This is a genomic window from Gimesia panareensis, assembly GCF_007748155.1.
Classification (GTDB): domain Bacteria; phylum Planctomycetota; class Planctomycetia; order Planctomycetales; family Planctomycetaceae; genus Gimesia; species Gimesia panareensis.
Window position 1 is genome coordinate 3,285,772 of sequence record NZ_CP037421.1, and the last position, 26,159, is coordinate 3,311,930.

Genomic DNA, 26,159 nt, shown 5'->3' on the forward strand with positions numbered 1-26,159 from the left:
GGACTTTTATTAGAAGATTTCACAAATTCCTGGCTGAAACTGCCACAGGCAAGGCACTCACATGAACATATGAGTTTCATTTTGCCCGGAATCGGCCGGGAACTCAACATTCGATGATTTTCTTTTGCAAGGTCAGCGATTGTAAGCGATTCGGATCCGGATCGGGCAATTCCTGGAATGCTCTCACGCCAGGAATCTTCCCGTCAATTTTAGACAGCCCCAGAGGCTCCTGGGCCATGTCTTCCCGATAATATTTTTCACTGGGAAAAATATCCGCGGGATAAGTAAAGTTATCCAGCATGGCCAGGGCTGTACAGTGTGAAGCCCCTGTTGCACTCTCCAGCATGCCTCCGACCCAGCAGGGAATACCCGCAGCCTGGCAGAGATCATGGATTTTCACAGCGTTGGTCAGGCCTCCCACGCGCCCCGGCTTAACGTTCACATACTGGCAGCTTTTCAACTGGACCGCCTGTTGCGCCCGATAAGGATGAGTGATGCTCTCGTCCAGACAGACAGGGGTTTTGATCTGTTCCTGCAGACGGACATGATCAGTCAGATCATCGTGCTGCAGAGGTTGTTCGATCATCGCCAGATCGAACTCATCAATCGCCTGGAACAGGGGGAGATCACTCAAGCGATAACCGCTGTTACAGTCGATGTGAAATGTGTCCCCTGGAAATGCAGACCGAATTGCCTGGAGCATGGGAATATCCCAGCCCGGTCTGAACTTGAGTTTTATCCGCGGAAAGTTTTCCGCTACGGCCTCTCCGACGGCATCGATCAGGTCATCCAGATGATCCATCACACCAAAGTCGGCTCCTACGGGAACCTCATCTCGCGTCGCTCCCAAAGCGATGTGCAGGGGCACTCCGCTGATGCGGCTGTGCAGACTCCACCAGGCATTATCCAGGGCGGCTTTGGCAAAGGAGTTGCCTTTGTAAAGGGACAGGGCATCCTGAAGTGCGGCTCCACTTTCAAAATCCTGGCCAATCACTGCTGGTGCCAGCCACTCTGCCACCGTATGAAACACGCCCCCCGCCCATTCCGGACTGTAGCAGGGGGCGGCCAGCGGTGTACTTTCTCCCCAGCCTTCGACCGAGCCACTGGTCATGCGGCACAGCACCGAGTGAATTGCAGCGTCTTCGCCATAGGCAGTTCGCCAGGGGTAAATCAATGGCATGGCGACATGATAAAGTTCAATCCGTTCAATTTTCATCAGAAGTTTCAGATCCTGTCAGATGTTGTAAAGAAATTCAGCCTTGAGCGACAATCAGGCGTCTTCCAGTAAATCCCAGAACTCATTTTCAGCGGCGTCGATCTGGCTGGGTGGCTTGGATTGCGACCGCGTCTTCTTCTGCCCCTGCAACGCAGGACCTTTCTTCTTTTTTCGGGTGGTCGGCTGTGTTTTGCGGGTCTTCCGGGGAGATTTTGATTCTGCCTTCGGCTGTTGCAACTCAGCTTTTCCTCGTGATCTGTTCGATCGATTCGAAAGTGCCCCTCTTGTGTGCTTTTCTGGATTCGAGCAATCTGAAGCGGGTGGCCCCAGCAGGGGTTCTCCACACTGATTACAGAGTGCCACCGGACGTTCTGAGCTGTCGAGTCCCCGGGCCACCGGATTCGGCATTGCAGAAAAAGACTCTTTCTCCACTGTCTGATGCTCCGGTTTTTCTTCCTGGTAGGCTTCAGCCTGATCCAGAATATCCTGAAGTTGAAGTGGTTCTGAGACCGCTTCGCCCTGTCCGGGGGTGGCTGTGATCAAATTCTGTTCCCGGGAAATTTCGATTCGCGCTTCTTTACCACTGGTGACGTCTTTCGCAGAGACATGCACACGGGCTTCCGCATCATACTCCATCAAAACTTCGATTTTTGAATCCACTGGCAGATTGGGAGGCAACCCCTCAATTTTGCAGTTCCCGAGGACTACGAAGGGTTCATCCTGCGATGCACCGCTTTCAATCAGCTTTAAATGGACCCGCCGCTGATCGGGAGAAACGGTTCCGTAAGTATGCTTTACGGAAGCCGGCAGTTTCGTGTTCGCGGGCAGGAGATAATGCGGGATCCGCTGTTGCCCGGACTGGTCGCGGACCAGAAACCCCAGCGACCGTGCATTCACACTGTGTTGTTTCATTTTTGCCAGACGACTCGCGGCATCCCTGGTGAGAATCGACTCAGCATATTCGCGATTGCTGAGCAGCATCCCCGCATAGTAAGCCGCACCGTGGGCAATCGACTGATCCGGTGGCAGTGACAGATTTCGGGTGGTCCCGCTGGCCTGCTTCAGAGCATCCCGGATCATGGGCATGCGAGAGGAACCGCCCGTAGTCAACACAACATCGACATGAGCCCAGCCCATTTTATTGTCTTTTAACAGGGCTTTCGTAATGTCAGTCGTGCGATCGACCAGTCCTTTGCTGAGTTGTTCAAACTGTGATTGAGTGATCTGGTAAGTTTTCCGCTGTGAGCCGACCTGGCAGGCCAGGGTTGTTTTCGGCCTGACCGTCAGGCTGCGTTTGGCCTGTTCGACTTCATTTGCCAGATACTGCAGACTCTCCGGGTCATTGCATGGATTCACTCCAAACTCGTTAAAAAACTGCTCAGCGACCGATGCCTGCAATTTACTGTTCCAGTCGATCCCCCCCAGTTTCAGATCGCCTCCACTGGCAATCACATCCACTTCATCCTTCTGGTACTTGACCAGTGAGAGATCAAACGTACCGCCCCCCAGGTCATACACCAGAATACGCTGCTCCTCTGCAAGTTCGGCAAACCACATCCCTTCCGAACCCAACACGTAGCAGAGGGCGGCTGCCACAGGTTCGTTGATTAAATCGACCTGCTTCAAACCCGCCTGCTTGCCGGCGGCAATGGTTTCCTGACGCTGAAGATCGCTGAATTGAGCAGGGACCGTAATGACGGCTGAATCGATCCGGCCGATACGTTCTTCTGCAGCAGCCAGCAGTTTTTTCAGAATGAAAGCCGAAATGTCCTTCGGCGAAAAGTAGCGACCATCGATTTCCCAACGAAAATCCTGTTTCCCCAGAAACCGCTTGGCATGCTGGACGACATTCCGCGGATTGACAATCGCATGCCGTAACGCTTCGGTCCCCACGATCACTTCCGCTCCATCAAACATGGCAACAGAGGGAGTAGACAGCTCGCCTTCCTGATTCGGAATGGTGACCGGTTCCCCATGTTCATTCAAATGAGCGATGCAGGAATAGGTGGTTCCTAAATCGATTCCGACAGCCTGTAGTTTCTGCATAACGCCTTAACTCTCTTCACATAAGTGTTTTCGCATGCCTGTCGTACAAATGGGCAGGTAAGAACTCTTCTGATATGGTATCATGGAAACAAGTCACACTCCAGCACCTGATTTCCGTTTTCCTGTTTCCGTAGATGGTCTGTTAGAAAGTCCCTGTTTGTGAACAAGACTGCCCTTCTCAAAATCCGGCTGCTTTTACTCTGTTCCTGCCTGATCTGCCTGGGACAGCTGTCCGCGGTGCGTAATTTGGCTGCCCAGCTTAACACTGCCCCCCCGGTCATTCTGAACCGGGACCAGCCACGTTTAGTGACTGAGCGCAGCTTCCGCCGCGCTCTGACTCAGCCGATTTCAGCCTCGTGGTCGAATGTGGAAATCCGAATGATCCTGGAGAAAATTGAAGACACACAACAAATCTCCCTCCTCCTCGACCGACGCATTGATCCGTCAACAAAACTAAACATCGATCTGCAAAATCAGACATTAGAGGCGGGGTTGCAGGAAATTGCTGCGCAGCTTCATGCCCGGACCACCATCGTCGGCAGCAATGTTTACATGGGCCCCGATCAGGCAGTCGGAACATTAAAAACACTACTCGCACTCAAACACCAGGAACTGCTCTCTCTATCTGACAGTCACCCTGGTTTGAAATCCAGGATGCAGCAGCTATCTCGAAACAGATCGTTTTATTACCAGGATCTCGACACCCCGGCAGAGATACTGAAACAGATCGCCGAAGCGTATCAGATTACTATCAGCAATCCAGAACGGATCCCCCACGATTTATGGTTTCATGGTGCTCTGATGGCTGTTAACGCAAATGAAGCTCTCACTCTGGTACTCAATCAGTTGGATTTAACCTTTCTCTGGGAAAAACAGGGCAGGGCCATCCGTATCATGTCCATTCCTGATCGCGTAACGATCCAGAAAACGTACGCCCCGCGTGGTAGTTCCCTGGTAGACACCGTACGACGCCTCAAAGAAGCCTTTCCAGAAGCAATGATCACAGCTGCTGGCAGAATGATTCTGGTTGACGCTTCATCCGATATTCAGGAAAAAATCGAAGCGGACCTGAATCCATCACGCGGACCTTCGCGAAACATGCCTTCGAAACCAAGCGAATTTCCACCAATCCGACGCCGTAAATTCACACTCCGGGTACAGAAAGTTCCGGTTCTGGCAGTCATGCAGAAACTGGAGCAATCGGGAATCGAATTTAAATATCAGGAAGATCAATTAAAGCAGGCAGGAGTAGATCTCACCCGAAGAATCGACATTTCAGTTGAGAATGCCAATGCGAATGAATTTTTTGATGCCTTGTTTGGTCCTCTCAAGCTGTCGTATCAGATTGAGGGTCTGACGGTGACTTTAACTCCCTGATATTTAGTGACTTTAACTTATTGAATCGCCTCGACACATCCTCGATTAACATTCCCAACTTTCCCGGAACTTTCTCCATTGGCACTAGGGTGATACTTTGAATTAACGCCTCAAATCGGGTAACATCCCGACTTAGTGAGTTAAAACAAGTCTTTGTGAGTCCTTTAACGAGATCACCCACACTGTACAGAGGCTATCTTTCGCCCGCTCAGGCAACGAATTTGTTAATCGTAACATATTTTGGATTAGCACTTTAGAACACAAGTCTGCTGACATTCGCCTGAAAAACTGTGGGAAGCGTTCGTAAACGCCTTAATTGATTTGCGAGAAATCGATCATTCTGACACTCACTGAATTTTCCTGAAATTCAACAGGCAAATCTGAGCCTCCGACTTACAGGTGTCTCAGAATGGTCAAATCACGTGTGTTTAAAGCATCCGTCAGAGGTATTCTATTCCCGCTGCGGAAGGAATATTTCAAAGAATATACTACAGCAGAGTGAGGAGAAAACGTGGCAAGTCCCAAGAATATGATCGTGGCCCAGTCGGGTGGACCTTCACCGGTCATCAATAACAGCCTGAGAGGTTTAGTCGAAACTGCAAGAGATCTTCCCGAAATCGGCACGATCTACGCCGGCTGGCATGGTATTGAAGGTGTTCTCAAAGAAGAACTGCTGAATCTGAGCAGCCAGTCTCCTGAAGAAATCGCTCTGCTGCGGGTCACCCCCGCTGCTGGTTCCGTGGGAACCTGTCGTTACAAGCTCAAAGAGCATCAGAATGAAGACTTCGACCGGATTATTGAGGTCTTTAAAGCACATAACATCGGCTATTTCTGCTATATCGGCGGAAACGACTCCATGGATACCGCGAATAAAGTCGCCCAGATGGCGACGGAGCGGGGAGTGGATGTCGTCGGCATTGGAGTTCCTAAAACCATCGATAATGATGTGGGAGACAGTGAATTTAAACTGATCGACCACACCCCCGGATATGGAAGTACGGCCCGTTACTGGATGAGTATGGTTCAGCTCGCCAATGAAGAAAACCGGGGAAGCTGTCCTGCTGATCCCGTACTGGTTCTGCAGGCAATGGGTCGTAAAATCGGTTTCATCCCGGCTGCTGCCCGTCTGGCTGACCCACAGCGTAAAATCCCGATGCAGATTTATCTTGCAGAGAATCCCATCAGCATTGAGCAGATTCATGCTCAGATCAACGATCAGCTCCGCAAGGATGGCCGCCTGATTGTGGTTGTCAGTGAAGGGCTCTCCCTGGGTGACATCGGGGAAACCAAGGACTCTTTCGGACACACCCAGTTCAGCTCCAGCCAGCTGACCGTAGCTCAGTTACTGGTCAATGAACTCAACGAGCGGGGTCTGGCAGTGAAGGGAGCTGCCCGGGCGAATGTTCCAGGAACGGACCAGCGTCACAATATCGCTTACGCGTCTACCGTCGACCTCGACGAAGCCTATGGCGCAGGACAAAAAGCCGCCTTGCTGGCTGCTGCCGGCGAATCAGGCTACATGTCTACGATTCTCCGTGCTGAGGGACCGGGGTATAATGTAAAGTACGACAAAGTGCCCTTACCTGAAGTGGCCAACAGCGAACGTACCTTCCCCAAAAACTGGATCACAGCCGACGGGATGGATGTGACTGACGACTTTGTCAAATACTGCAAGCCTCTGGTGGGTAACGACTGGCCCAGCATCCCCATGATCAATGGACGGATGCGGCTGGCTCAGCTGCAGCCGCTGTTCTCAGATCAAAAACTGCCCAAATACGTTCCACAGGCAGACAGATAAACCACAACATACAGAAGACATTTCAATAAATACGGGAGACGATTGTGTCGGATAATCCTCTGGATACCAAGTTTGAAAAGAAAAGCGAGTTTCTGATCGGCATTGACTCTGACGGGTGTGCCTTCGATTCCATGGAAATTAAGCATAAAGAGTGTTTTATTCCCAATTTCATCAACTATTTCGGTCTGCAGCCCATTTCAAAGTATGCTCGTGAAGCTGCTGAATTCACGAACCTCTACTCAAAGTGGCGCGGTGCCAACCGGTTTATTTCCTACACACTGGCTCTGGACCTGCTGGAAGAACGGCCGGAAGTACAATCCCGAAATGTGAAAGTTCCCCGTCTGCAAGGCGTCCGAGACTGGATTGAGCGGGAAACCAAACTCGGTAACCCGACTCTGACTGCAGAAGTGGAAAAAACTAAAGATCCGGATCTGGAACTGGCTCTGAAATGGTCGCTTGCGGTCAACGAAATGATCGCCGACATGGTCCATGACGTGCCTCCCTACCCAAACGTCCGTGAGAGTCTCATCAAGCTGGATCCGGTTGCCGACATGATTGTCTGCTCTGCAACTCCTAATGAAGCGCTCAACAAAGAGTGGGAAGAGCACGATATTGCTCAGTACGTTGATGCAATCTGCGGTCAGGAAGCGGGCAGCAAAAAAGAAACACTGGGACAGGCGAAAAACTTTGGATATGAAGAAAACAAAGTTCTCATGATCGGTGATGCTCCTGGCGACATGAAAGCAGCCGAAGCCGTCGGAGCTCTCTTCTACCCGATCAATCCGGGAGCGGAAGAAGCCAGCTGGGAGCGTTTCATCGGCGAAGCCTGTGACAAGTTCCTGAATGGTGAATACGCTGGCGAATACCAGGCAAAAGTAATCGCTGAATTCGACAGCTATCTGCCGGAGGTCCCTCCCTGGAAACGGTAATCCGGGGAGTAGAGTATCCTGACGATTGGGATTCCCTAACAGTCACAATTTAAATCAATCACAGAACATCAAAAACGAAGAAGAATTTCCATGTCAAAACACGATATCGGCCTGGTCGGCCTGGCAGTGATGGGACAAAATCTGGTACTGAATATGGCCAACCACGGCTACTCCGTAGGTGTATTCAACCGCACCACCAGTACCACGGATGAGTTTGTCAGCAAAAAAACCGATGAGCAGCAGATTACGGGTTACCACACCCTCAAGGAACTGGTGGACAACCTTGCCGCACCACGTAAAGTCATGCTGATGGTCAAAGCCGGCCCCGCTGTAGATGCCATCATCGAAGACCTCAAAGGCTTGCTCAGCCCGGGCGACATCATCATTGACGGTGGAAATACTCACTTTGATGATACCAATCGTCGTACTAAAGAAGTGGAAGAAGCAGGCCTGCTGTTTATCGGTACTGGTGTTTCCGGCGGTGAAGAAGGCGCCCTGAAAGGCCCCAGTATCATGCCCGGCGGTTCCCCCGCTGGCTGGCCTCACGTCAAGTCGATTCTGCAGGACATCTCTGCCAAAGTAGGCGAAAACAACGACATTCCCTGCTGTGAATGGGTTGGAGAAGCCGGAGCCGGTCATTACGTCAAAATGGTCCACAACGGTATCGAATATGGCGATATGCAGTTGATCTGCGAATCGTACTACATTCTGAAACATGCCCTGGGCCTGACAAACGAAGAGCTCTACAAAGTCTTCGATGAATGGAACCGGGGTGAACTCGAAAGTTACCTGATCGAGATTACCCGCGATATCTTCACCGTCATTGATGAAGAAACCGGCGACTACCTGGTCGACAAGGTTCTGGACACGGCCAAGCAGAAGGGAACTGGTAAGTGGATGAGCCAGCACGCCCTGGACCTGGGTGTTCCTACCACCCTGATTACCGAAGCCGTCTATGCCCGTTGCCTGTCAGCACAGAAAGAAGCGCGTGTACGGGCCTCCAAAATTCTGAGTGGTCCTGAGAAGAAATTCGAAGGCGATCGAGCTCAGTTCATCGAAGATGTTCGCCAGGCACTCTATGCATCCAAGTTATGCAGCTACGCTCAAGGTTATGTTCAATTGAACGCGGCGGCTGAACACTTCGGCTGGAAGCTCAACAACGGCGACATCGCTCTGCTCTGGCGGGGTGGCTGTATTATCCGCTCCACCTTCCTGCAGGACATCAAAGCCGCCTTTGACAAAAATCCGGAACTGGAAAACCTGCTGCTGGACGACTTCTTCCGTAACGCTGTGGAAAAAGCACAACCCAGCTGGCGACGCGTCGTGGCTGCCGCTGTCGAGCTCGGCCTGCCGGTCCCCAGCTTCTCTGCTGCTCTCAGCTACTATGATGGATATCGTCAGGCACGCCTGCCTGCGAATCTGCTGCAGGCTCAGCGTGACTACTTTGGAGCCCACACCTACCAGCGGATTGATAAAGAAGGCACGTTCCATACTGACTGGCTTCATGAACGTCGCCTCGATTCGTAATTCCCTCTGCGGGTCTCTTCGAATCACCAATCTGGTTTCGCTGTAGCCAGACGGTCCATTTGCCCGTTAATAAAGCCATAATACCACTTTATTAACGGGCATTTTTATGATGTGTGGAGAGGGAGTGAGACAATGCGAATTGTGTTGCTGGGAACAGGCGGATACCACCCGAATGATCGTCGGCATACTGCCTGCCTGATGCTGCCCGAATCAGGGGTCATCTTCGACGCCGGAACCAGTTTTTTCAGAGTTCCCCACCACCTGCAAACACGCGATCTGCAGATCTTTCTGACCCACGCGCATCTGGATCACATTGTCGGTCTCTCTTTCTTTCTGGTCCCGATGCTCACCGGACAGGTTGATTCCGTCAAAGTGTATGGCGAAGCTTCCAAACTGGCTGCTATCCAGACCCACCTGTTCAGTGACGAAATCTTTCCCTTACTCCCGGATTATGAGTTCATCACACTGCCAGACACGGTATCCGTTCCGGAACAGGGAACACTCAGCCATATCAGTCTTGAGCATCCGGGAGGCTCTGTGGGCTATCGAATCGACTGGCCTGGACACTCCCTGGCTTATATTACTGATACATCCCATCCCGAACAGCACCTTGAATTTGTGAAAGGCGTCGACCTGCTGATTCACGAATGCTATTTTCCGGATGAACAGGCGGAATGGGCCGATAAGACCGGGCACAGCCATACGACACCCGTCGCTGAACTGGCCCGCGATGCCGGGGTAGGTCAACTGGTCCTGACACACATCGATCCGCAGCAGACCGGAGATGATCCGGTAGGAATTGAAGTTGCTCAGAAGATCTTTCCGAATACAATACTCGGAGAGGATCTGATGGAGCTCGAGTTTTAAGAAATGCCTCAGAATTTTCACCATCCACAAGCTTAAGAAGAAGCCCCCCAATTCCATGACGGAAGAAACATCCTCCCAACCATTTCTTTCTCAGGAACTGCTTGATTTATTGCGGGATCCGGAAGCGGGGCATCCCCTGACCCCGGATGATTCTCACACGAAGCTGACTTCTTCCACTACCGGTAAAACGTATCCTATCATTAAGGGAATTCCGCGTTTTGTCGACCAGGAGCACCTGTCCAGTTTTGGTCTCCAGTGGAACAAATACGAAGTAGCTCATGACGACGAAGATCGGGCTACTTTTTCTGCGAAGACCGGGATGGAACTCAGCGAATTAAAGGGGCTCAAAATCCTCGATGCAGGCTGTGGCGGAGGCCGCTATTGCAAAGTCGCCGCTGAGGCAGGGGGAATCGTTTTTGGAGCAGACCACACAACCGCTGTTGAAAAAGCGCAGAAACTCTGTGCCCACCTCGATCAGGTTCATCTGGTTCAGGCTGACCTGAAACATCTGCCATTCGAACCCGAGTCTTTCGATTTCGTCTTCTCAATCGGAGTCATGCATCACGATAAAGATACCCGGGCTGTCTTTGATGCAGTGGCGCGCATGGTCAAGCCGGGGGGACGATACTCCGTCTGGCTCTATCGTAAAAACCAGTGGTGGCAGGAATGGATCAACACCGGTCTGCGAAAAATCACCACACGCATGTCTCCGGAGAAACTGGAGCCCTGGTGCCGACTGGGCGCCTGGCTGGGGGGCATTCCTGTGATCAACAAAACCTTGAATAAGGTGATCAATTTCAGTAATCACCCCAACTGGGAAAACCGGGTCTGCGATACTTTCGACTGGTTTGCCCCCGCATACCAGTACCATCATACCGTGGGTGAACTATGTAGCTGGTTCGAACAGGCTGGCTTTGAGAATCTGAAGGTTCTTCCACCGGAAAAAACCGGGGGGGTCTATCGCTGGTGTTACGACCATAACCTGCTGATCGGCAGTGGCGTGAACGTTCAAGGCACGAAATTTTCAACCGTTCAAAGTAGCTGACATCCGTCTGCATTTTCCTGATCAGCATAGATTACCAGTCCTCCCGGAGAGGAACATTCGTTGCAGCTTTCAGACTCAGCTATGCACAATTATGACAGCCCCTCTCAACGAGTTCACTTCTCTGGTGCACCTGCAAGAAACGGGAGATCAGGCTTGACAATCCGGTCTAAAAAAGTGATAGAGGAGAGAACCCTTAGTTGAGAAAAACATCAGATTATCCTGTTGCTTCCCTCTATACAGGAAGATCCAGGTAACCCAACATCCCTCACCAGTAGTTCTGGTTTTGAAACAAGCGCCACAGGGAGAGTCATGAATCCATCGAATCCTCCATCCGGGCAATCAACTTCTGAAATTGAAGAGTTACGTAACAAGTACTACAACGCAACGGTTCAGGACCTGCGTATGCCCCACGATCATTTAATGATCGTACGCGTCAAGCCCGATGCAGAGGTTCCCCGATTTTTGGGAGGTCAATATACAACTCTGGGTCTCGGATCCTGGGAACATCGCGTTGATGGAGGACCTCTGGCAGAACTGCCGAAACAGAAACTGATCCGCCGCGCCTATTCGATCTCCTGCCCCATGCTGGATGTCCAGGGAGACCTGCTGGCCAATGATGAGATCGATTATCTGGAGTTTTATATTACTCTGGTCTTACGCCCTGACACTGATGATCCTCCACTGACTCCCCGGCTGTTCAACCTGAAAGTCGGGGATCGTCTACACCTTGGTAAGAAACCAGTGGGAACTTATACGCTTAAGCCGATTGCGCCGGAAGATAATGTCATCTTCGCGGGAACCGGCACAGGTGAAGCCCCTCATAATTCCATGACAATAGAATTACTGAAGCGAGGCCATACCGGCAAGGTCGTTTCCATGACCTGCGTCCGCTATCGAGGGGACCTGGGCTATCTCGACCAGCAGAAACAGTTAATGGAAAAGTATTCCAACTATCGCTATGGGGCTTTCACCACCCGGGAACCGGAGAATATTGATTCCCAGCATCCTCAGTACGTGGGTAAGCAGTATCTGCAGGATATCATTGTACCGGAATCGTTTCAGGAACAGTTTGGCTGGATACCTCATCCCGAACATACACAGGTCTTCCTGTGTGGTAATCCGTCGATGATTGGGCTTCCTGAAAAGAATGAACAGGGAGAACTTGTCTATCCCGAATCCAAAGGCATGGTGGAACTGCTCACCGAGCAGGGATACAAACTCTCAACCCCTAAAAGCCCGGGAAATATCCATTTCGAGAAGTACTGGTAAACAGCCAGTTACTTTTCATTCCGCTCAGCGCATCGAAAACGGGGCCAGTCAAAACAGCCCCGTTTTTAATTTGGCGCATTCAACTCCTGTCCAGAGAAACACAGGAGAACTTCTGGCTTGCAGGCCGTTACTCAGAAAAAAAGAGAGCTGACGCAATTTCACCCAATGGCGAGCCAGGTAGAATATGATCCAGTCTTACGACTAGTCTTTGCGGTGTCTGATCTTAGCACGAGCGCGTCGTTTTTTACGACCAATTTTTCGACGTCCTTTACCGGTCTTCTTGGTTCCCATTCGAAGCAATGCCTTTCGTATCTACTTCTAAAACTTAGAAAAATTGAAATATTCACTCTCTGAGTACCGCACTCCGCCTCCTTCGTTCCTGAATGGAAGCAGATCCTAAACAGCGGCTCAGCTGTAAGTCCAAGGTGGAAACCATTACTTTAACAGGCTTTGATCAAATCTTCAACCACGTCTGTTCAAGGAATTCCGTGGTCCCTTGAGAATTCTGCTGCAAATCCCGAAGATAGGGAAGCTGATGACTGGTATTAGCAAACTCCACTTCAACTTCAGGAAACGCAATTATGGATTACCGTAACTTAGGAAAAGCTGGTGTACGTGTCTCTCCCGTCTGTCTGGGCACAATGATGTTCGGCGGCCCTACAAATGAGGCAGATTCGATCGCCATCATGCATAAAGCCATCGATCAGGGGATCAACTTCTTCGACACCGCCAATATGTACAGTACCGGCGGCTCCGAAACGGTGGTTGGCAAGGCCCTGGTTGACCGTCGTGATAAAGTCGTCCTGGCCACCAAAGGGCGGGCACCAATGGGAGATGGCCCTAATGATGCAGGGGCCAGCCGCGTCCACCTGATGCGGGAACTTGATCGCAGCCTGCAACGCATGCAGACCGATTATGTCGATATCTATTACGTCCACACCCCCGACTATCAGACACCGATCGAAGAAACTCTGAGGACTCTGGACGATATGGTCCGCTCCGGAAAAGTCCGCTATATCGCCTGTTCCAACTTCCGTGCCTGGAGACTGGCAGAAGCCCTCTGGACGAGCGATGTGCGGAACCTCTATTCCTTCAGCTGTGTACAACCACTCTATAACATCATGAACCGTGACATTGAGGTCGAACTCATGCCTCTCTGTCAGGAAAAAGGCATCGGTGTGGTCAGCTACAGCCCACTGGCCCGCGGTATTCTGACGGGTAAATATCAGGCCGGAAAACCGTTCCCGGAAGGTAGTCGTGCCTCGCGGAATGATAAGCGCATGAACGAAGCCGAGCTGCGCGATGTCAGTATCGAGCTGTCACAGGAAATTGCCGCTTATTGCGACAAAAAAGGCGTTTCCATGACGAACTTTGCCCTCGCCTGGTGTCTCGCCAATCCAATCCTGACGTCAATCATTATCGGCCCCCGAACCATGGAGCAGTTTGACGATAATATGGGATGCCTGGATGTGGAAATCACAGCCGAAGACGAAGCATTCATCGACTCCCTGGTTCCCCCGGGAGAACACAGCGGGAAAGGCTTCCAGGATCCGCAGTACCCTGTCACCGGCCGCGGTAAATAATCGTTCTAGGGAAGTCCCCCGAACTGACGTACCGCCTCGTACATCACGGTATTGGCTGTGCTGGCGAGATTGAGACTGCGAACCTCTTCGTACATTGGCAGTTTCAGGTTACATTCGGGGGACGCGTCCCGGACGCTGGGAGGTAGACCATTGCTTTCGCTTCCGAACAGGAAGACCTGCCCTGGCTCAAAGTCGGCTTCCCACAGCAGGCGGGTCGCGAACTTGGTCAGCTTCCACCATGTCCTGTCTGAAAGCCGATCCTGTACTTCCTCCAGGCTGTCGACCGCTTCCCAGTTCAGATGTTGCCAGTAATCCATCCCGGCACGCCTGAGATGCTTGGCATCCAGCTTGAACCCCAGGGGACGGACCAGCCAGAGTTTGGCTCCGACTGCCACACAAGAACGGCCGATATTTCCTGTGTTTTGAGGAATATCAGGCTGGTAGAGGACGACATGCATCAGAGGTTCAGAAGAGGGGGACATACAGACGCTCAAACTGGTAAAAAACTGGCAAAACAGTTACAAATACGAATTTACAGCACTCGTAAGAAAGCGCTGTCTATGTAATACTTAACGCATTCAGGTTATTATACTTCTGCTTTCTGCAGGTATGCGTCAGCGTAATGGATCGTAATTTGAAATGGTACAGACAGCAGTTCCTGCTGCTGATCTTTTTCCGAAATCCCAAAACTCAATCACAGACCGTAAACACAATAAGATCTTCCGATGTTTCAAAAAGTTACTGATGCCAGCTTCATCAAAGGTGAACACGAAATCCTCAAATTCTGGGAAACAAACCGGACGTTTGACCAGCTCCGCCAGAAGAATCAGGGGAAACCCAAGTGGAGTTTTCTGGATGGTCCGATGACCGCAAACAACCCCATGGGTGTGCATCATGCCTGGGGAAGAACTTATAAAGATGCCTACCAGCGTTATTACGCGATGACAGGACATGAACTCCGCTACCAGAACGGCTTCGACTGTCAGGGACTGTGGGTCGAAGTGGAAGTGGAAAAAGAACTGGGATACGGCACCAAACAGGAAGTCGTCTCTCACGGGATCGACAAATTTGTCAACGAATGTAAAAAACGGGTGCTGCGTTTTGCCGCCCGGCAGACGGAACAATCCGTACGTCTGGGTTTCTGGATGGACTGGGACAACCCCAACCAGCTACGGGAACTGGCAGAGTCTGTTGGCGAAGAGACTGAAGTGACCATGACCACCCCGAGTGGCAAGCAGGTAACAGACCGGGCAGATATGCTGGTCTCCCGACTGGGTAATGCGGAGTGGGGGGGGAGCTATTTCACCTTCTCCACGGAAAACAACGAAACCATCTGGACCTTCCTTAAAAAGTGCTACGAGCGCGGCAAGGTCTATCGGGGACATGACGTGATGCCCTGGTCCGGTCGCGGGGGGAGTGCCTACAGCCAGATGGAAGTAGCTGACGGGCGGAAGCTGTCAGTCCATAAGTCGATCTTCGTCCGCTTCCCACTCAAAGACCGGGAAAACGAGTATCTGCTGATCTGGACTACCACTCCCTGGACATTGACCAGTAACGTTGCTGCCGCCATCAATCCGGACCTGGAATACGTCAAACTCAAAGCCAAAAAAGACGATGCGATTTACTATTTCGCCAAGGACAACCTGGAATACCAGCGACTGAGTCGTGAGTTCAAAGAAGGCTTCGGGCGCCCGGAATGGTCCTGGCCCACAGATGTCCCTAAGCTGAAAACCCTGGCTCAGATCTTCAAAGAGCAGGGGGGATATGAAATCGTCGACACCATCAAAGGTGCCGAGATGGTGGGCTGGGAATATACGGGGCCCTTTGACGAGCTGCCGGCACAACAAACCCCTGGGGGATATCCCAGCGATGAAAACCTGCTGAATCAGAGCGGGGTCTCCTGCCATAAGGTCGTGGACGGAGGTCGCGATTTCAAAGGGAACCCGCACGTCGTTGCAGGTGAGGGAACCGGGATCGTGCATACAGCCCCGGGTTGCGGTGATGTTGACCACCAGTTGGGTAAGCAGCTGGGCCTGGTCGCGATTGCACCACTGGGCGAAGACGGCCGGTTCGAGGAAGGGTTTGGTGAATTCACCGGCAAAGAAGCCATCGATCCAGCGACCCCGGAACTCGTTTTTGAAAAACTGAAAGAGAAAGGCCTGCTGGTCTCAGTCGAACAGTACCCCCACATCTATCCGCATTGCTGGCGGACCGGAGACGAACTGATTTTCCGTCTGGTGGATGAATGGTTCATCAATATGGACTGGCGGGAAGAAATCAAAGACATCACCCGCCAGATTGACTGGGTCCCTTCCAGTATCGACGGCGAACAGCACGAGCTGGAATGGCTGACCAACATGCGGGACTGGATGGTCTCCAAAAAACGCTTCTGGGGACTGGCACTACCAATCTGGGTGGATGAGGAAACCGGCGATTTTGAAGTCATCGGGTCTCTGGATGAACTCAAGGAACGCGCCGTCGAAGGCTGGGAAGCACTCGAAGGACATACGCCGCATCGTCCGTGGATTGATCAGGTGAAACTGAAAAACCCCAAAACGGGCAACCTGATGTCTCGCATCCCGGATGTCGGAAACCCCTGGCTGGACGCCGGGATCGTGCCCTTCTCAACGATGCAGTACAACACGAACCGGGAAGAGTGGGAAAAATGGTACCCGGCTGACCTGGTCACAGAGTGTTTCCCCGGTCAATTCCGGAACTGGTTCTATGCACTGCTTTCAATGGCCACCATGATGGATGGAACACCTCCGTTCAAGACTCTGCTGGGGTATCGCCTGGTGCTGAATGAAGAGGGCAAAGCAATGCACAAATCAGATGGAACGGCCATCTGGTTTGAAGAGGCAGCAGAGCAGTTAGGCGTCGATACGATGCGCTGGATGTATCTGGCGCACAACCCTGCATCCGACCTGCGTTTTGGCATGCGGAACCCCGATCAGCATGTCACTCTGGAAACCCCGGAAGGTCCGATCTCTGAGACCAAAGAGGGTGCTCCTACCTGTCTGGTTGAAAGTAAGCCCGCTGACGAGATCCGTCGTCAGGTATTGATTCCGCTCTGGAACTCCTATGCATTCTTCGTGAATTATGCCCGGCTGGATGAATTCGACCCCGCTCAGGCCCCCGTTCCAGTCTCGGATCGTCCGGAAATCGACCGCTGGATCCTCTCCAATCTGCAGGCGCTGCTGGCTTCAGGCAAGACAGAGATTGAAGCCTACAATTATGCCGGCTTCCTCAAGAATGCGACTACGTTCATCGACGATCTTTCAAACTGGTATATTCGTCGGAACCGTCGCCGGTTCTGGCGTTCTCAGGATGCGAACGACACAGACAAACTGGCTGCTTACCAGACACTCTATGAAGTCCTGGTCACGCTCTCAAAAGCACTGGCGCCCGTCATCCCGTTCCTGACGGAACGGATCTATCAGAATCTGGTAACCAGTTGGGACAAGAGCGCACCTGCGAGCGTGCACCTGTGTGATTTCCCCACCTGCGACACCACGCTGCTTGATGAAAAACTCAACTTCCGCTCTGCCCAGGCACAGATCATGGTCAAACTGGGCCATAAGCTGCGGGATGAATCGAATCAACGTGTTCGTCAGCCGCTGGCTGAATTACGCTATGCCTGTCAGACTACCGAGCAGGCGGAAGCCATCGAGAGCCTGGCCAGTACTGTAGAAGAAGAGCTCAATATCAAGCAGGTCACTCGCTGTGAAAACCTGGATGAACTGGTCAGCTATACCTATAAGCCAAACCTGAAAACGTTGGGGCCCAAATACGGTAAACTGCTCGGCGTCCTGCGTAAGGAACTTCCTGAACTGGGCGATGAAGTACTGGGCCCCCTCCGACGCGGGGAATCGGTTTCGCTGGAACTTTCCGGCAACCAGATCGATCTGGAACCCGACGACGTCCTGGTGGGAACGGAGCAGGCAGCGGACTGGGCCAGTGCAGACGAGCAGGGGATCCAGATTGCAATCTCGACCAAACTCACTCCGGAACTGGAACAGGAAGGAATGGCCCGCGACTTTGTTCGCCAGATTCAGCAGCTTCGCAAAGAAGCAGATCTGGAAATTGAGGATCGCATTCAGGTCTTCTACAACCCACAGAACGCTCCTGAAGTCGAACAGGCTGTTTCCAACTGGACAGATTACATCCTGGGCGAGACGCTCGGCGAACAACTGGACAAGTCCGATGCTCTGGCTGACGGCAAGGAAGTGACGATCGGGAATGCGAAAGTCAGCCTGCAAATTCAGAAAATTTGAAGTGACGGAATGAATTGAGAGTCAACGCGAAACCATTTCCGCGTTGACTCTCTTCAGAGTTCTATTTCTCGTTCTGCTGCTGTTGTTCCTGAATCCGTTCAACCAGTCGTGTCACATAGTTCTGCAGACGACGGTCGATTTTGTCATTCTTCAAAGGCAGCTTAGCAATCTGATCCTGCACCGAAGCGGTTTTCTCAGGCCCCAGTTTATCCAGGCCATTCAGTGCCAGCATGGCAACATACAGCCCGTCCTTGTTCAGATTGGACAGCGAGAGCAGCGTCTTGACGCCAGCCTGAACGTCCTGCTGATTACCATACCGGCCCAGAGCTTCAGCCGCGATACATCGCACAGACTTCGACGAATCCTGTAATGCTGCTCGCAACTGGGGGGCTGCCTGTTGTACAGCCTGCTGACCACGAATCAAAAATCCCATCGCAGCCCAGTAACGGACCACATCATTGGAATTCTTGAGCCCGGCCAATAGTTCCGCCTCGCAATGCGGTTTGCGGGAAGAGGCCAGGTCCGCCATCGCCAGAATTTCTGGCATCGGATAAAGCTGGGAATTGTGACCGACCAGATAAGGAGCGCGGCCATCCGCCAGGCGATGAATCTCCGCTTCCGGCATGAATCCGAGATCCCGAATGGCCAGCAGTTTCTGATGCTGGGCTTCACGCAGTTCATTCAGCACATTCAGATGCTTATCGGATCCGACCAGATTATGGACTTCATCCTGGTCACTCTGGAGATCATATAGCTCTTCGGCCGGCTTCGTTTCCCAGAAGTAGGTTTGAGGGGGTACCAGCTTGCCTTCATCATACATGCGTTTCCAGACCTGGGTCGTCGGTGTCTGGAACATGTAATTCAGGTACTGTCCATATTCTTTATGAGGCATGTAGTTGCGGATGTAAACATAACGTTTATTGCGCACGGATCTTACCAGGTCGTAACGCTCATCCATTCTCCCCCGAAACCCAAACAGATAGTCCTGAGGTTTGGTCTGATGCTGTCCCAGGAAAGCATATCCCTGCATGTGTTTGGGAGGTTCAATCCCTGCCAGGCTCAACAGAGTGGGAGCAAAATCGACAAAGCTGACTAGCCGATCTGATTCTCCATCTGTCTGATAATCGGATGAAGCCAGATTCCGGAATTTGGGTGGAATGTAGATCACCAGTGGCACTTGTAATCCGGAATTATAAGGCCAGCGTTTACTGCGAGGCATGCCGGAACCATGGTCTCCGTAGTAGAAGATAATGGTATCATCGGCCAGCCCCGCTTCAGCCAGTTCCTTGAGGTTCTTCCCGACCAGGGCATCCATCTCCGTAATCCGGTCATAGTACTGAGCCCAGTCGTGCCGGACTTCCGGTGTATCCGGGTGGTATGCGGGGACCCGGGCTTTGGCAGGATCATGTACCAGAGTATGAGGCCGGTTGCGGATCTTACTTTCGTGACTGATGGTATGATTGAAGACAGCAAAGAAGGGTTGTCCCGGCTTGCGATTTTTCCAATGTGCCTTGCGACTGGAATCGTCCCAGACCTTCCCAGACTTGGCGACGTTATAGTCTTCCTTACTGTTATTTGTACAGTAATACCCGGCTTCCCGCAGGTATTGCGGGTACATCAGGAACTGCTTGGGAAGCTTGACCATGCTCCGCATGTGTTCGGCCCCCAGACAGGTCGGGTACATCCCGGTGATCAATGTCGTCCGGGCAGGCGCACAGACAGGGGCGTTCGACCAGCAGTTGAGGTAGATGGTTCCCCTGGATGCCAGTTTGTCAATGTGAGGGGTATCTGCGTAAGTATCACCATAGCAACCCAGGTGGGGACCGTTATCCTCACTGGTAATCCACAACACATTCGGTCGGGTATTTTCAGAATCCGCCGCAAATAAAGTTGTCGCTGGACCTGAAAACAGAGCCAGGACGAACATACTCAGGATTCCACAGAATATCGTTTGCTGAGCACTTCGAAGCTGCATTTATCTCACTTTCAATTCTAAACCGATAAAAACAGACTCCCTGCCAACAGAGAGCCTGAGAATCATTTTAAATCTGACTGGACCAGACTCAACCCGCTAATGACTGAGACTACTGGCCACGAACGTCGTAGCACAACAGCAGGTCCTGATCACGTAAAAAGAGTTTTCCATCAGCGACGACCGGGTGAGGCCAGGCGGGTTTGCCGCTCCGTTGTGGCTGATCAAAACGTCCTTTTTCAACATACGCTTTTGGATTGACTTCTACCAGAGCCACGGGACCTTTCTCACTACGCAGGTAGATATGCCCGTCAGCACAGGTCAGCGCCCCTTTTCCGACAGAACGGTCCTGCCAGACGGTCTCTCCATTCCTGAGATTGATGCACGTCAAAACTCCCGGATCACTCGATCCATAGAGGTAACCATCGACCTGCACCATCCCACCATGATGGTTTTTCATGTCAGGCGTAAAGAACCCCAGTTGGGCTGTCACCTGATTCTGTGCCGCAGACAGCTTGAGCAGAGCCCCCCCGGTTCCGTATCCCGATGCATAAAACACCGAGTTCATTTCAGGGTAGAAAACGGGAGCCGAACAGTTTGCCGTCTTATTCGCAGCCCGATCATTTCCCCAGAGCGGAGCTCCCGTCTGAGCAGAAATGCCCATGACCCCAGAGTGGGTGAAATTCACATACTGTTCAATACCTCCCACACTGATTTTAATCGGCGAGGCGTATCCCGCTTTGGGATTACCTGGCACAGCCGATTTCCAGATCAGGCTACCATCCCGCTTGTTGAGCGCGACCATCGTAGCCCCCTGACCGCCGGGTGTGCAGATCAGCTTATCACCATCTATCAGAGGAGATTCACTGATCCCCCAGACAATGTTACTGGCAGCGAATTCCTGCAGAATGTTTTTTGACCATTCCAGGTTTCCATCACGTGCTGACAGACAGGCCAGATTACCGTTGGCTCCCAAAGCGTAGAGCAGATTTCCATCAATAGTGGGAGTCGAGCGTGGCCCGTTTCCCTGGTTGTTCTGGAAGATCGTCCCATTGGGTTGAGACCACACAATCTCACCTGTATTCAGATCAAGGGCATAAACGGTTTCCTCGTTAGCCTTCGTTCCGATCGTAAAGACAAGATTGTCGCTTAAAGAAACAGAAGAGTACCCCTCGCCCAATCCACGCGCCGTCCATAACAGCTTCGGCGGGCTCTGATTCCAGTCCTTGATCAGTCCGGTATCACTCGAAATATTAGCTCGATCAGGACCACGAAACTGCGTCCAGCCCAGATTCCCTGCCGGCTTATTATCAGAGGATCCCGTAGTCTTCCTGGATTTCATTTCCTTTTTGGGACGTTCGACAGTCGTCTGGGGTTTGGGTTCCAGCGCCTCACGAACCGAAAAACGGGTAATCTCCCCCGATGAATTCGTAAAGACAGTAGCCCGTTGTCCCGTTTTGAACTGATCGAAAGGGGCTTTTTTACCGTTGAAGGTAATCGGGACCGAAGCAGGAATGGTGAAACTTTTTTCCTTGCCCTGGATGGATTTAATGACCACCTGTTTTTGATCAGGAGAGATGGATTGAATCTCGCCACTGAAAATCGCGGCATCAGCCTGGGATTCCAGCAGTATCAAATTGAACAGGCAAACAACCAGACTACACAGACAGATCGATCGCATGAGAACCCTCTTTGAATCGTGATAACAAGCCTGACTTCCGTTTGCTCTGCTGACTGGCAGGCAGTACTTCAGCTTTGATTATACTGAGATTAATTCACGGGATGAAGCAGGAAACCTGATTTGTCTACGAATGCCTGTCTTTTCTGCTGAGAGCAGAAAAGACCGAAGAAAGGGACTGTTTCAATCGGATGATGGCCCCTGTGGCTGCCCCGATTTCAGGAGCAGTTCAGCGACGACCGGACGATGATCCGTATACCAGGTCCAGCGGTTTTCACAAGAACGTACCTGCCAAAACGAATTGACCCAGATTCCATCCAGGTCAAGTACAGGCAGGGGCAGGGGCCAGGTAGCGTTATAGCCATCACCGGCCGCTTCAAACGTATTTCGACACTGTTTTCGTAGAGGCTCAAAATGGACAGAATCTCCTGGAGTATTGAAATCGCCCAGGACCAGAGCAGGCTTCTCACCGTTTTCCTGAACCTGATCTGCCAGTAATTGCAATGCTTGTTTTCGCGATCTGAAAACATCGCTGTTGATATCGACCAGCCAGGCGGTCATCATCTTCGGAACATCTGAAGTAAATGATGGCCCCCCCTCTGGTACCAGTGATATTTTCAAATAGCGTCCCATCCGGCCCAGGCTACCCGAATCACTGGAGAGGCACTGCATCCTTGATAACAGAACGAAGCCAGCTTTCCCCGTCTGGCACTTATATTCCGGAAACGTCTTCTTCCAGAAATCCTGATTCTCCTGGGTGTAGGATTCGGCCTCTACGAAGGCAACCACATCAGCATCAATCCGTTTGACTTCCTGCACCATATTCTTGATGCTCCAGAGACGATCTCCTACATTCCAGAAAAGTACCCGTATCGGAACCAGATTATTATCCAGTGCCTGAGCCGAAGTGGCATGCGTTTGAAACTGCTTTTGATAGCACCAGAGACCGGTCAACAGACTCAAGATCAGCCAGATCAAAGCAACACGGTACCAGCGGATCCAAATCGTCAGCCCGGAAAGGAACGCTGCCCCGACACTCAACAATATCAGGGGAGACATGTAAAAAATCAGCGTGGAAACAGTTCCTCCCGAGTCTCGAACTGTCAGCCTCACAAGGACGGATAAAACCCAACCGATTGAGAGCAGTGTGGCCAGTGGCTTAATGATCCATGACCACTTACGGTGTGGAAGCTTGAACCTGGAATGGTCTCCTGAATCCGGGTCCGTCCCGGTCAACCCCGCGGCTTGTTCAGAATTCATAATGGCTCACTGTTCCCCACAAACGTGGAAAAGATCTGAGAAGAAAACGATCGTTTCTGCAAATCTGATTCTGGATGCGACCCCGGGAAATATGTTATTATCACCGTACTTCTCATGTATCGTGACATGTTAACTTCGACCTTTATCTACCAGAGGGATTTTTTCAACATGAGTCAGACCCCGGAAGAACGTATTCAGGAACTGGACCAGACCCTGCCAACTCCCCCCCAGGCAGTAGGATCATACATTCCTGTCACCCAGTTTGGAAATGTGATTGTTACAAGTGGACAACTCCCGTTTATTGGCTCAGAACTGATGTTTAAAGGAAAGATCGGGCCGGACCACCTGCATGAGGACGATGGTTCCAATGCCGCCTGCCTGTGCCTGATGAACGCTCTGGCTCAAGTGAAAGCCGTGACAGGAGAACTCTCCAAAGTCAAACAGATCATCCGGCTGGAAGGATACGTCCATTCTGCCCCCGGGTTTGACCGGCAGCCATTTGTACTGAATGCCGCCTCTCAGTTATTAACTGATATCTTTGGTGATAAAGGGAAACATACGCGTGTTGCCCTGGGTATCTCCGAAATGCCTTTGAACGCGGCAGTCCAACTGGCACTCTGGGTGGAAATCGAATAAATTTCCCTCAAACACCAGTTGAGTCTTCTCATCTTAGTTCAGCGCGATTGTCAAATGGATTGAGCAAAATGCCCCGAACTGCCTGCCAGATTGTTTCTAATTCTTCATGCCCCCAGCCCAGATTCCCGCTGTGGGCTTTTTTCGTTCTATTATGGACACTCGCCTTTACAGACGTTGTCCCCGCCCAACTGCCCAAAATCTCACCAGGTACTGCAACGAATAAGGGGAATCAGGCACAGAACAGGGCTGTCAAGCAGGATTCTGAAACAGCAGAGCAGGGGAGCTGGACCTCTTTTCTGGGGAATCTGCGGAACGGTATTTCCCAGGAAACTGGTCTCAATGTGAACTGGAACGAGCATAAGCCCGCTGTTTTATGGCGGGAACCGCTGGGAGGCGGCTATTCCTCGATGGTCATTGCCAACGGGCGGCTCTGGACCATGGCGACGCATCTGAACCACGACTATGTTGTTTGTCTGGACGCACTGTCCGGGAAAAAACTCTGGTCGACACGAGCCGCACCAACCTATTTGGATCACCAGCGCCAGGCCCGCGGTCCTCGATCAACTCCCACCTGGCACGAGGGAAAGCTTTTCTGCCTGCTGCCAGCTGGCGACCTGCTTTGTCTGACAGCCGACACTGGTCGTATTCGATGGAAAATCAATATCTTTCAGGTCAGTGGCGCGCCACGACAGGAGCAGAAAACCATTTATTATTGGGGGATGTCTGCCTCTCCTCTGATTGAAGGGGACCTGGTGATCGTCCAGCCGGGTGGGTCGGCCAATAATTCGGTAATCGCTGTGAATAAAGACACTGGTAAGCTGGTCTGGTCAAGCGGGAACGACCCGCCGGGCTATGCTTCGCCGATCGTGATTGAAGCTGAAAATCAGAGACAGCTCATCGTCCCTACCGGACAGTCGATCCTGTCACTCAATCCGAAAGAGGGAAGTCTGCTCTGGCGAGTGGTCTGGGGGAATAAATACAACTGTAACTGCGCGACCCCGGTCTGGAATGATGACTCACTGTTTATCTCTTCAGCCTATGGCACAGGCTGCATGCGGTTTGCACTCACTCAGCAAAATGAGGAACTGCGCCCGATCTCGCGCTGGAAAAATCTTTCACTGCAAAATCAGTTCGCCACCAGCATCATCAAGGATGGCTTTATCTATGGTCCGCATGGTGATCTGGCGACAGTCACCTATCGCTGCCTCGATCTCCAACGGGGAGAGGTACAGTGGATGAGCCGTAGAGTGGGAAAATGCACGCAAATCGCTGCTCAGGATCACCTGATCTGCCTGACGGAGCAGGGGACTCTCGTTCTGGTAGAAGCGAATCCAACTGAGTATCGCGAAAAAGGAAAGCTGACAGGCTTACTGGAATTCAAAGCCTGGGCAAACCCGGCTCTCGCAAATGGTCGACTTTATCTGCGAGATGAAAAAAGAATTCTCTGTCTCGATCTGCAACAAAAATAGCCGCGAGAAAACGATTGCCTCCTCACGGCTATCTGAAAATTCACTGGTGAAACTGGCTATTTTCCAGCAGTCTGCGTCTCTTGAGCTTTTTGCAGCTGTTGTAATTTCAGCTGTTCCTGTGCAACCTTTTTTTTCTGCACTTCGATCTGTTGTTTGATATTCTGATCATTCCGGGCACTGTTGGCTTTCGGTAGCGGTTTTTGACCGGGCAGAACGCGGCGAGGTGGATTACGCAACTTGGCCAATGCTTGTTTATTCTCAGCCTTTACGCGAGCCAGGATCTGATCTGCCTGAAAGATCGTCCTGCGGGCCTCCTGGAAAACGGTTCTTTTTTTACCATCGCTGCCGACGATTTCATCCCGACCACTGAGCCCCTCATTATCTGAGTCTTCAATATCATTTTTGGCATCCATCAGTGCATCGTAGAAAGCACGCGTGAGACCTTCTTTCAAATCATCTCGATCCAGATCTGAATAATCGGTGTCTTTTTCCTCTGGTGCCTTCGATTGTGCTGTCGCAGTCTTCACATCTGCCTTGGGTTTCTGTTCTGCAGAACTAAACCCCACCATCGTGATATAGAACAATCCCATCACCACAGCCAATATGGAAAGTCGTTTCATCGGTCTGCCTCATCTCTGGTTAAAATCACAAAACAGCCTCAAGCTGTTTATTCATCGAAATTATTATATTCAATCCATTCCTTTTATTTCAATCTTTTTACCAATTAAAGCAAATCATTCAGAAAATGGTCCATAAAAAAAGCCTGTGTTTCAAACACAGGCTATTCGATATTCAGTAGTTCGTGATCGATCAGGGGGAGTTGATCGCGTTAATTGCATTCGCCAGATCCAACAGCTCACTGTGGAGGGCATAACGTAAGGTATTTAAACCAGCCAGAGCACCGATACCAATGATCGTCAACAATAACAGGTACTCTACGAAAACAGAACCACGGACTTTTCGTTTCCATCGCTTGGTTTGTGTCCGGATCAATTTTAACACAGGATGCCCTTTCATGAAGTTCAGATAGAAATTCCTCTATCAAACTCAAAGCATAACCTGTACCAAATATCCTGATTTTTTCGTTCTGGGTGGGATCTGGTCGAAATGGAAGATAACTTCCATAAATAACAGAAATTTAGGCACTTGTATCAACACGCCCCCCCTGATGCGGACGACAGTATCGCAGGCCGGGATATTAACACTGATTAGC

Annotated in this window: 18 protein-coding genes; 11 read left to right on the forward strand and 7 right to left on the reverse strand. The window is 51.4% G+C overall.

Annotated features, from left to right (window positions below):
* Positions 1 to 103: 103 nt before the first annotated feature.
* Both menC and Enr10x_RS12360 read right to left on the reverse strand, forming a co-directional pair.
* A complete protein-coding gene (gene menC, locus Enr10x_RS12355; protein WP_145449433.1) occupies positions 104 to 1,216 on the reverse strand; it encodes an o-succinylbenzoate synthase in 1,113 nt (370 codons plus the stop codon).
* Between the two features lie 54 nt (positions 1,217 to 1,270).
* Complete coding sequence (locus Enr10x_RS12360) at positions 1,271 to 3,262, reverse strand: Hsp70 family protein (RefSeq protein WP_145449436.1); 1,992 nt, start codon at positions 3,260 to 3,262, stop codon at positions 1,271 to 1,273.
* A gap of 159 nt (positions 3,263 to 3,421) precedes the next feature.
* On the opposite strand from Enr10x_RS12360, the gene Enr10x_RS12365 reads away from it, so the two are divergent.
* From Enr10x_RS12365 to Enr10x_RS12400, 8 genes are all read left to right on the forward strand, one after another.
* Positions 3,422 to 4,639: a hypothetical protein gene (locus tag Enr10x_RS12365; RefSeq protein ID WP_197997580.1), complete on the forward strand. Its 1,218-nt coding sequence runs from the start codon at positions 3,422 to 3,424 to the stop codon at positions 4,637 to 4,639.
* Positions 4,640 to 5,150: 511 nt separating this feature from the next.
* Positions 5,151 to 6,437 carry a diphosphate--fructose-6-phosphate 1-phosphotransferase gene (locus tag Enr10x_RS12370; RefSeq protein ID WP_232093356.1) on the forward strand — a complete coding sequence of 429 codons (1,287 nt, stop codon included), beginning with the start codon at positions 5,151 to 5,153 and terminating at the stop codon, positions 6,435 to 6,437.
* Positions 6,438 to 6,481: 44 nt separating this feature from the next.
* Positions 6,482 to 7,366, forward strand: coding sequence for an HAD family hydrolase (locus Enr10x_RS12375; protein ID WP_145449441.1), 885 nt, complete (start codon positions 6,482 to 6,484; stop codon positions 7,364 to 7,366).
* Positions 7,367 to 7,456: 90 nt separating this feature from the next.
* Positions 7,457 to 8,893: a decarboxylating NADP(+)-dependent phosphogluconate dehydrogenase gene (gene gnd, locus Enr10x_RS12380; RefSeq protein WP_145449444.1), complete on the forward strand. Its 1,437-nt coding sequence runs from the start codon at positions 7,457 to 7,459 to the stop codon at positions 8,891 to 8,893.
* Positions 8,894 to 9,025: 132 nt separating this feature from the next.
* Positions 9,026 to 9,760 (forward strand): MBL fold metallo-hydrolase, encoded by a 735-nt coding sequence (locus tag Enr10x_RS12385; protein WP_145107348.1) that lies wholly within the window; start codon positions 9,026 to 9,028, stop codon positions 9,758 to 9,760.
* 55 nt (positions 9,761 to 9,815) lie between these two features.
* A complete protein-coding gene (locus Enr10x_RS12390; RefSeq protein ID WP_145449447.1) occupies positions 9,816 to 10,805 on the forward strand; it encodes a methyltransferase domain-containing protein in 990 nt (329 codons plus the stop codon).
* A 309-nt stretch (positions 10,806 to 11,114) separates the two neighbouring features.
* On the forward strand, positions 11,115 to 12,074 hold the full coding sequence (locus Enr10x_RS12395) for a ferredoxin--NADP reductase (RefSeq protein WP_145449450.1): 960 nt from the start codon (positions 11,115 to 11,117) through the stop codon (positions 12,072 to 12,074).
* Positions 12,075 to 12,655: 581 nt separating this feature from the next.
* Positions 12,656 to 13,657 (forward strand): aldo/keto reductase, encoded by a 1,002-nt coding sequence (locus tag Enr10x_RS12400; RefSeq protein WP_145449453.1) that lies wholly within the window; start codon positions 12,656 to 12,658, stop codon positions 13,655 to 13,657.
* A 5-nt stretch (positions 13,658 to 13,662) separates the two neighbouring features.
* Here the strand turns inward: Enr10x_RS12400 and Enr10x_RS12405 are convergent, their stop codons facing one another.
* Positions 13,663 to 14,139, reverse strand: coding sequence for a tRNA (cytidine(34)-2'-O)-methyltransferase (locus Enr10x_RS12405; RefSeq protein WP_145107335.1), 477 nt, complete (start codon positions 14,137 to 14,139; stop codon positions 13,663 to 13,665).
* A 243-nt stretch (positions 14,140 to 14,382) separates the two neighbouring features.
* Between Enr10x_RS12405 and Enr10x_RS12410 the strand changes: the two genes are divergently transcribed.
* On the forward strand, positions 14,383 to 17,931 hold the full coding sequence (locus tag Enr10x_RS12410) for a class I tRNA ligase family protein (protein ID WP_145449456.1): 3,549 nt from the start codon (positions 14,383 to 14,385) through the stop codon (positions 17,929 to 17,931).
* A gap of 61 nt (positions 17,932 to 17,992) precedes the next feature.
* Here the strand turns inward: Enr10x_RS12410 and Enr10x_RS12415 are convergent, their stop codons facing one another.
* The 3 genes from Enr10x_RS12415 to Enr10x_RS12425 form a co-directional block, all read right to left on the reverse strand.
* Complete coding sequence (locus Enr10x_RS12415) at positions 17,993 to 19,858, reverse strand: sulfatase-like hydrolase/transferase (protein ID WP_232093357.1); 1,866 nt, start codon at positions 19,856 to 19,858, stop codon at positions 17,993 to 17,995.
* Between the two features lie 157 nt (positions 19,859 to 20,015).
* Positions 20,016 to 21,584, reverse strand: coding sequence for a PQQ-binding-like beta-propeller repeat protein (locus Enr10x_RS12420; protein WP_232093358.1), 1,569 nt, complete (start codon positions 21,582 to 21,584; stop codon positions 20,016 to 20,018).
* Between the two features lie 180 nt (positions 21,585 to 21,764).
* Positions 21,765 to 22,640 (reverse strand): endonuclease/exonuclease/phosphatase family protein, encoded by an 876-nt coding sequence (locus Enr10x_RS12425; protein WP_197997581.1) that lies wholly within the window; start codon positions 22,638 to 22,640, stop codon positions 21,765 to 21,767.
* Between the two features lie 369 nt (positions 22,641 to 23,009).
* Here Enr10x_RS12425 and Enr10x_RS12430 point away from each other — a divergent pair, with 369 nt between their 5' ends.
* Positions 23,010 to 23,477, forward strand: a complete 468-nt coding sequence (locus Enr10x_RS12430; protein WP_145449465.1) for a RidA family protein — start codon at positions 23,010 to 23,012, stop codon at positions 23,475 to 23,477.
* A 341-nt stretch (positions 23,478 to 23,818) separates the two neighbouring features.
* Positions 23,819 to 24,946 carry a PQQ-binding-like beta-propeller repeat protein gene (locus Enr10x_RS12435; RefSeq protein ID WP_197997582.1) on the forward strand — a complete coding sequence of 376 codons (1,128 nt, stop codon included), beginning with the start codon at positions 23,819 to 23,821 and terminating at the stop codon, positions 24,944 to 24,946.
* A gap of 56 nt (positions 24,947 to 25,002) precedes the next feature.
* Here Enr10x_RS12435 and Enr10x_RS12440 read toward each other — a convergent pair whose 3' ends face one another.
* Entirely contained in the window at positions 25,003 to 25,566 is a 564-nt protein-coding gene (locus tag Enr10x_RS12440; protein WP_145449471.1) for a hypothetical protein, read from the reverse strand.
* Positions 25,567 to 26,159 lie beyond the last annotated feature (593 nt).

What these genes read in the sequence shown, in the direction of transcription:
- menC (WP_145449433.1), bottom strand. Translation starts at nt 1,216, where the DNA reads ATGAAAATTGAACGGATTGAACTTTATCATGTCGCCATGCCATTGATT.
- Enr10x_RS12360 (WP_145449436.1), bottom strand. Translation starts at nt 3,262, where the DNA reads ATGCAGAAACTACAGGCTGTCGGAATCGATTTAGGAACCACCTATTCC.
- gnd (WP_145449444.1), top strand. Translation starts at nt 7,457, where the DNA reads ATGTCAAAACACGATATCGGCCTGGTCGGCCTGGCAGTGATGGGACAA.
- Enr10x_RS12385 (WP_145107348.1), top strand. Translation starts at nt 9,026, where the DNA reads ATGCGAATTGTGTTGCTGGGAACAGGCGGATACCACCCGAATGATCGT.
- Enr10x_RS12390 (WP_145449447.1), top strand. Translation starts at nt 9,816, where the DNA reads ATGACGGAAGAAACATCCTCCCAACCATTTCTTTCTCAGGAACTGCTT.
- Enr10x_RS12395 (WP_145449450.1), top strand. Translation starts at nt 11,115, where the DNA reads ATGAATCCATCGAATCCTCCATCCGGGCAATCAACTTCTGAAATTGAA.
- Enr10x_RS12400 (WP_145449453.1), top strand. Translation starts at nt 12,656, where the DNA reads ATGGATTACCGTAACTTAGGAAAAGCTGGTGTACGTGTCTCTCCCGTC.
- Enr10x_RS12405 (WP_145107335.1), bottom strand. Translation starts at nt 14,139, where the DNA reads ATGTCCCCCTCTTCTGAACCTCTGATGCATGTCGTCCTCTACCAGCCT.
- Enr10x_RS12410 (WP_145449456.1), top strand. Translation starts at nt 14,383, where the DNA reads ATGTTTCAAAAAGTTACTGATGCCAGCTTCATCAAAGGTGAACACGAA.
- Enr10x_RS12415 (WP_232093357.1), bottom strand. Translation starts at nt 19,858, where the DNA reads ATGTTCGTCCTGGCTCTGTTTTCAGGTCCAGCGACAACTTTATTTGCG.
- Enr10x_RS12420 (WP_232093358.1), bottom strand. Translation starts at nt 21,584, where the DNA reads ATGCGATCGATCTGTCTGTGTAGTCTGGTTGTTTGCCTGTTCAATTTG.
- Enr10x_RS12425 (WP_197997581.1), bottom strand. Translation starts at nt 22,640, where the DNA reads ATGTCTCCCCTGATATTGTTGAGTGTCGGGGCAGCGTTCCTTTCCGGG.
- Enr10x_RS12430 (WP_145449465.1), top strand. Translation starts at nt 23,010, where the DNA reads ATGAGTCAGACCCCGGAAGAACGTATTCAGGAACTGGACCAGACCCTG.
- Enr10x_RS12440 (WP_145449471.1), bottom strand. Translation starts at nt 25,566, where the DNA reads ATGAAACGACTTTCCATATTGGCTGTGGTGATGGGATTGTTCTATATC.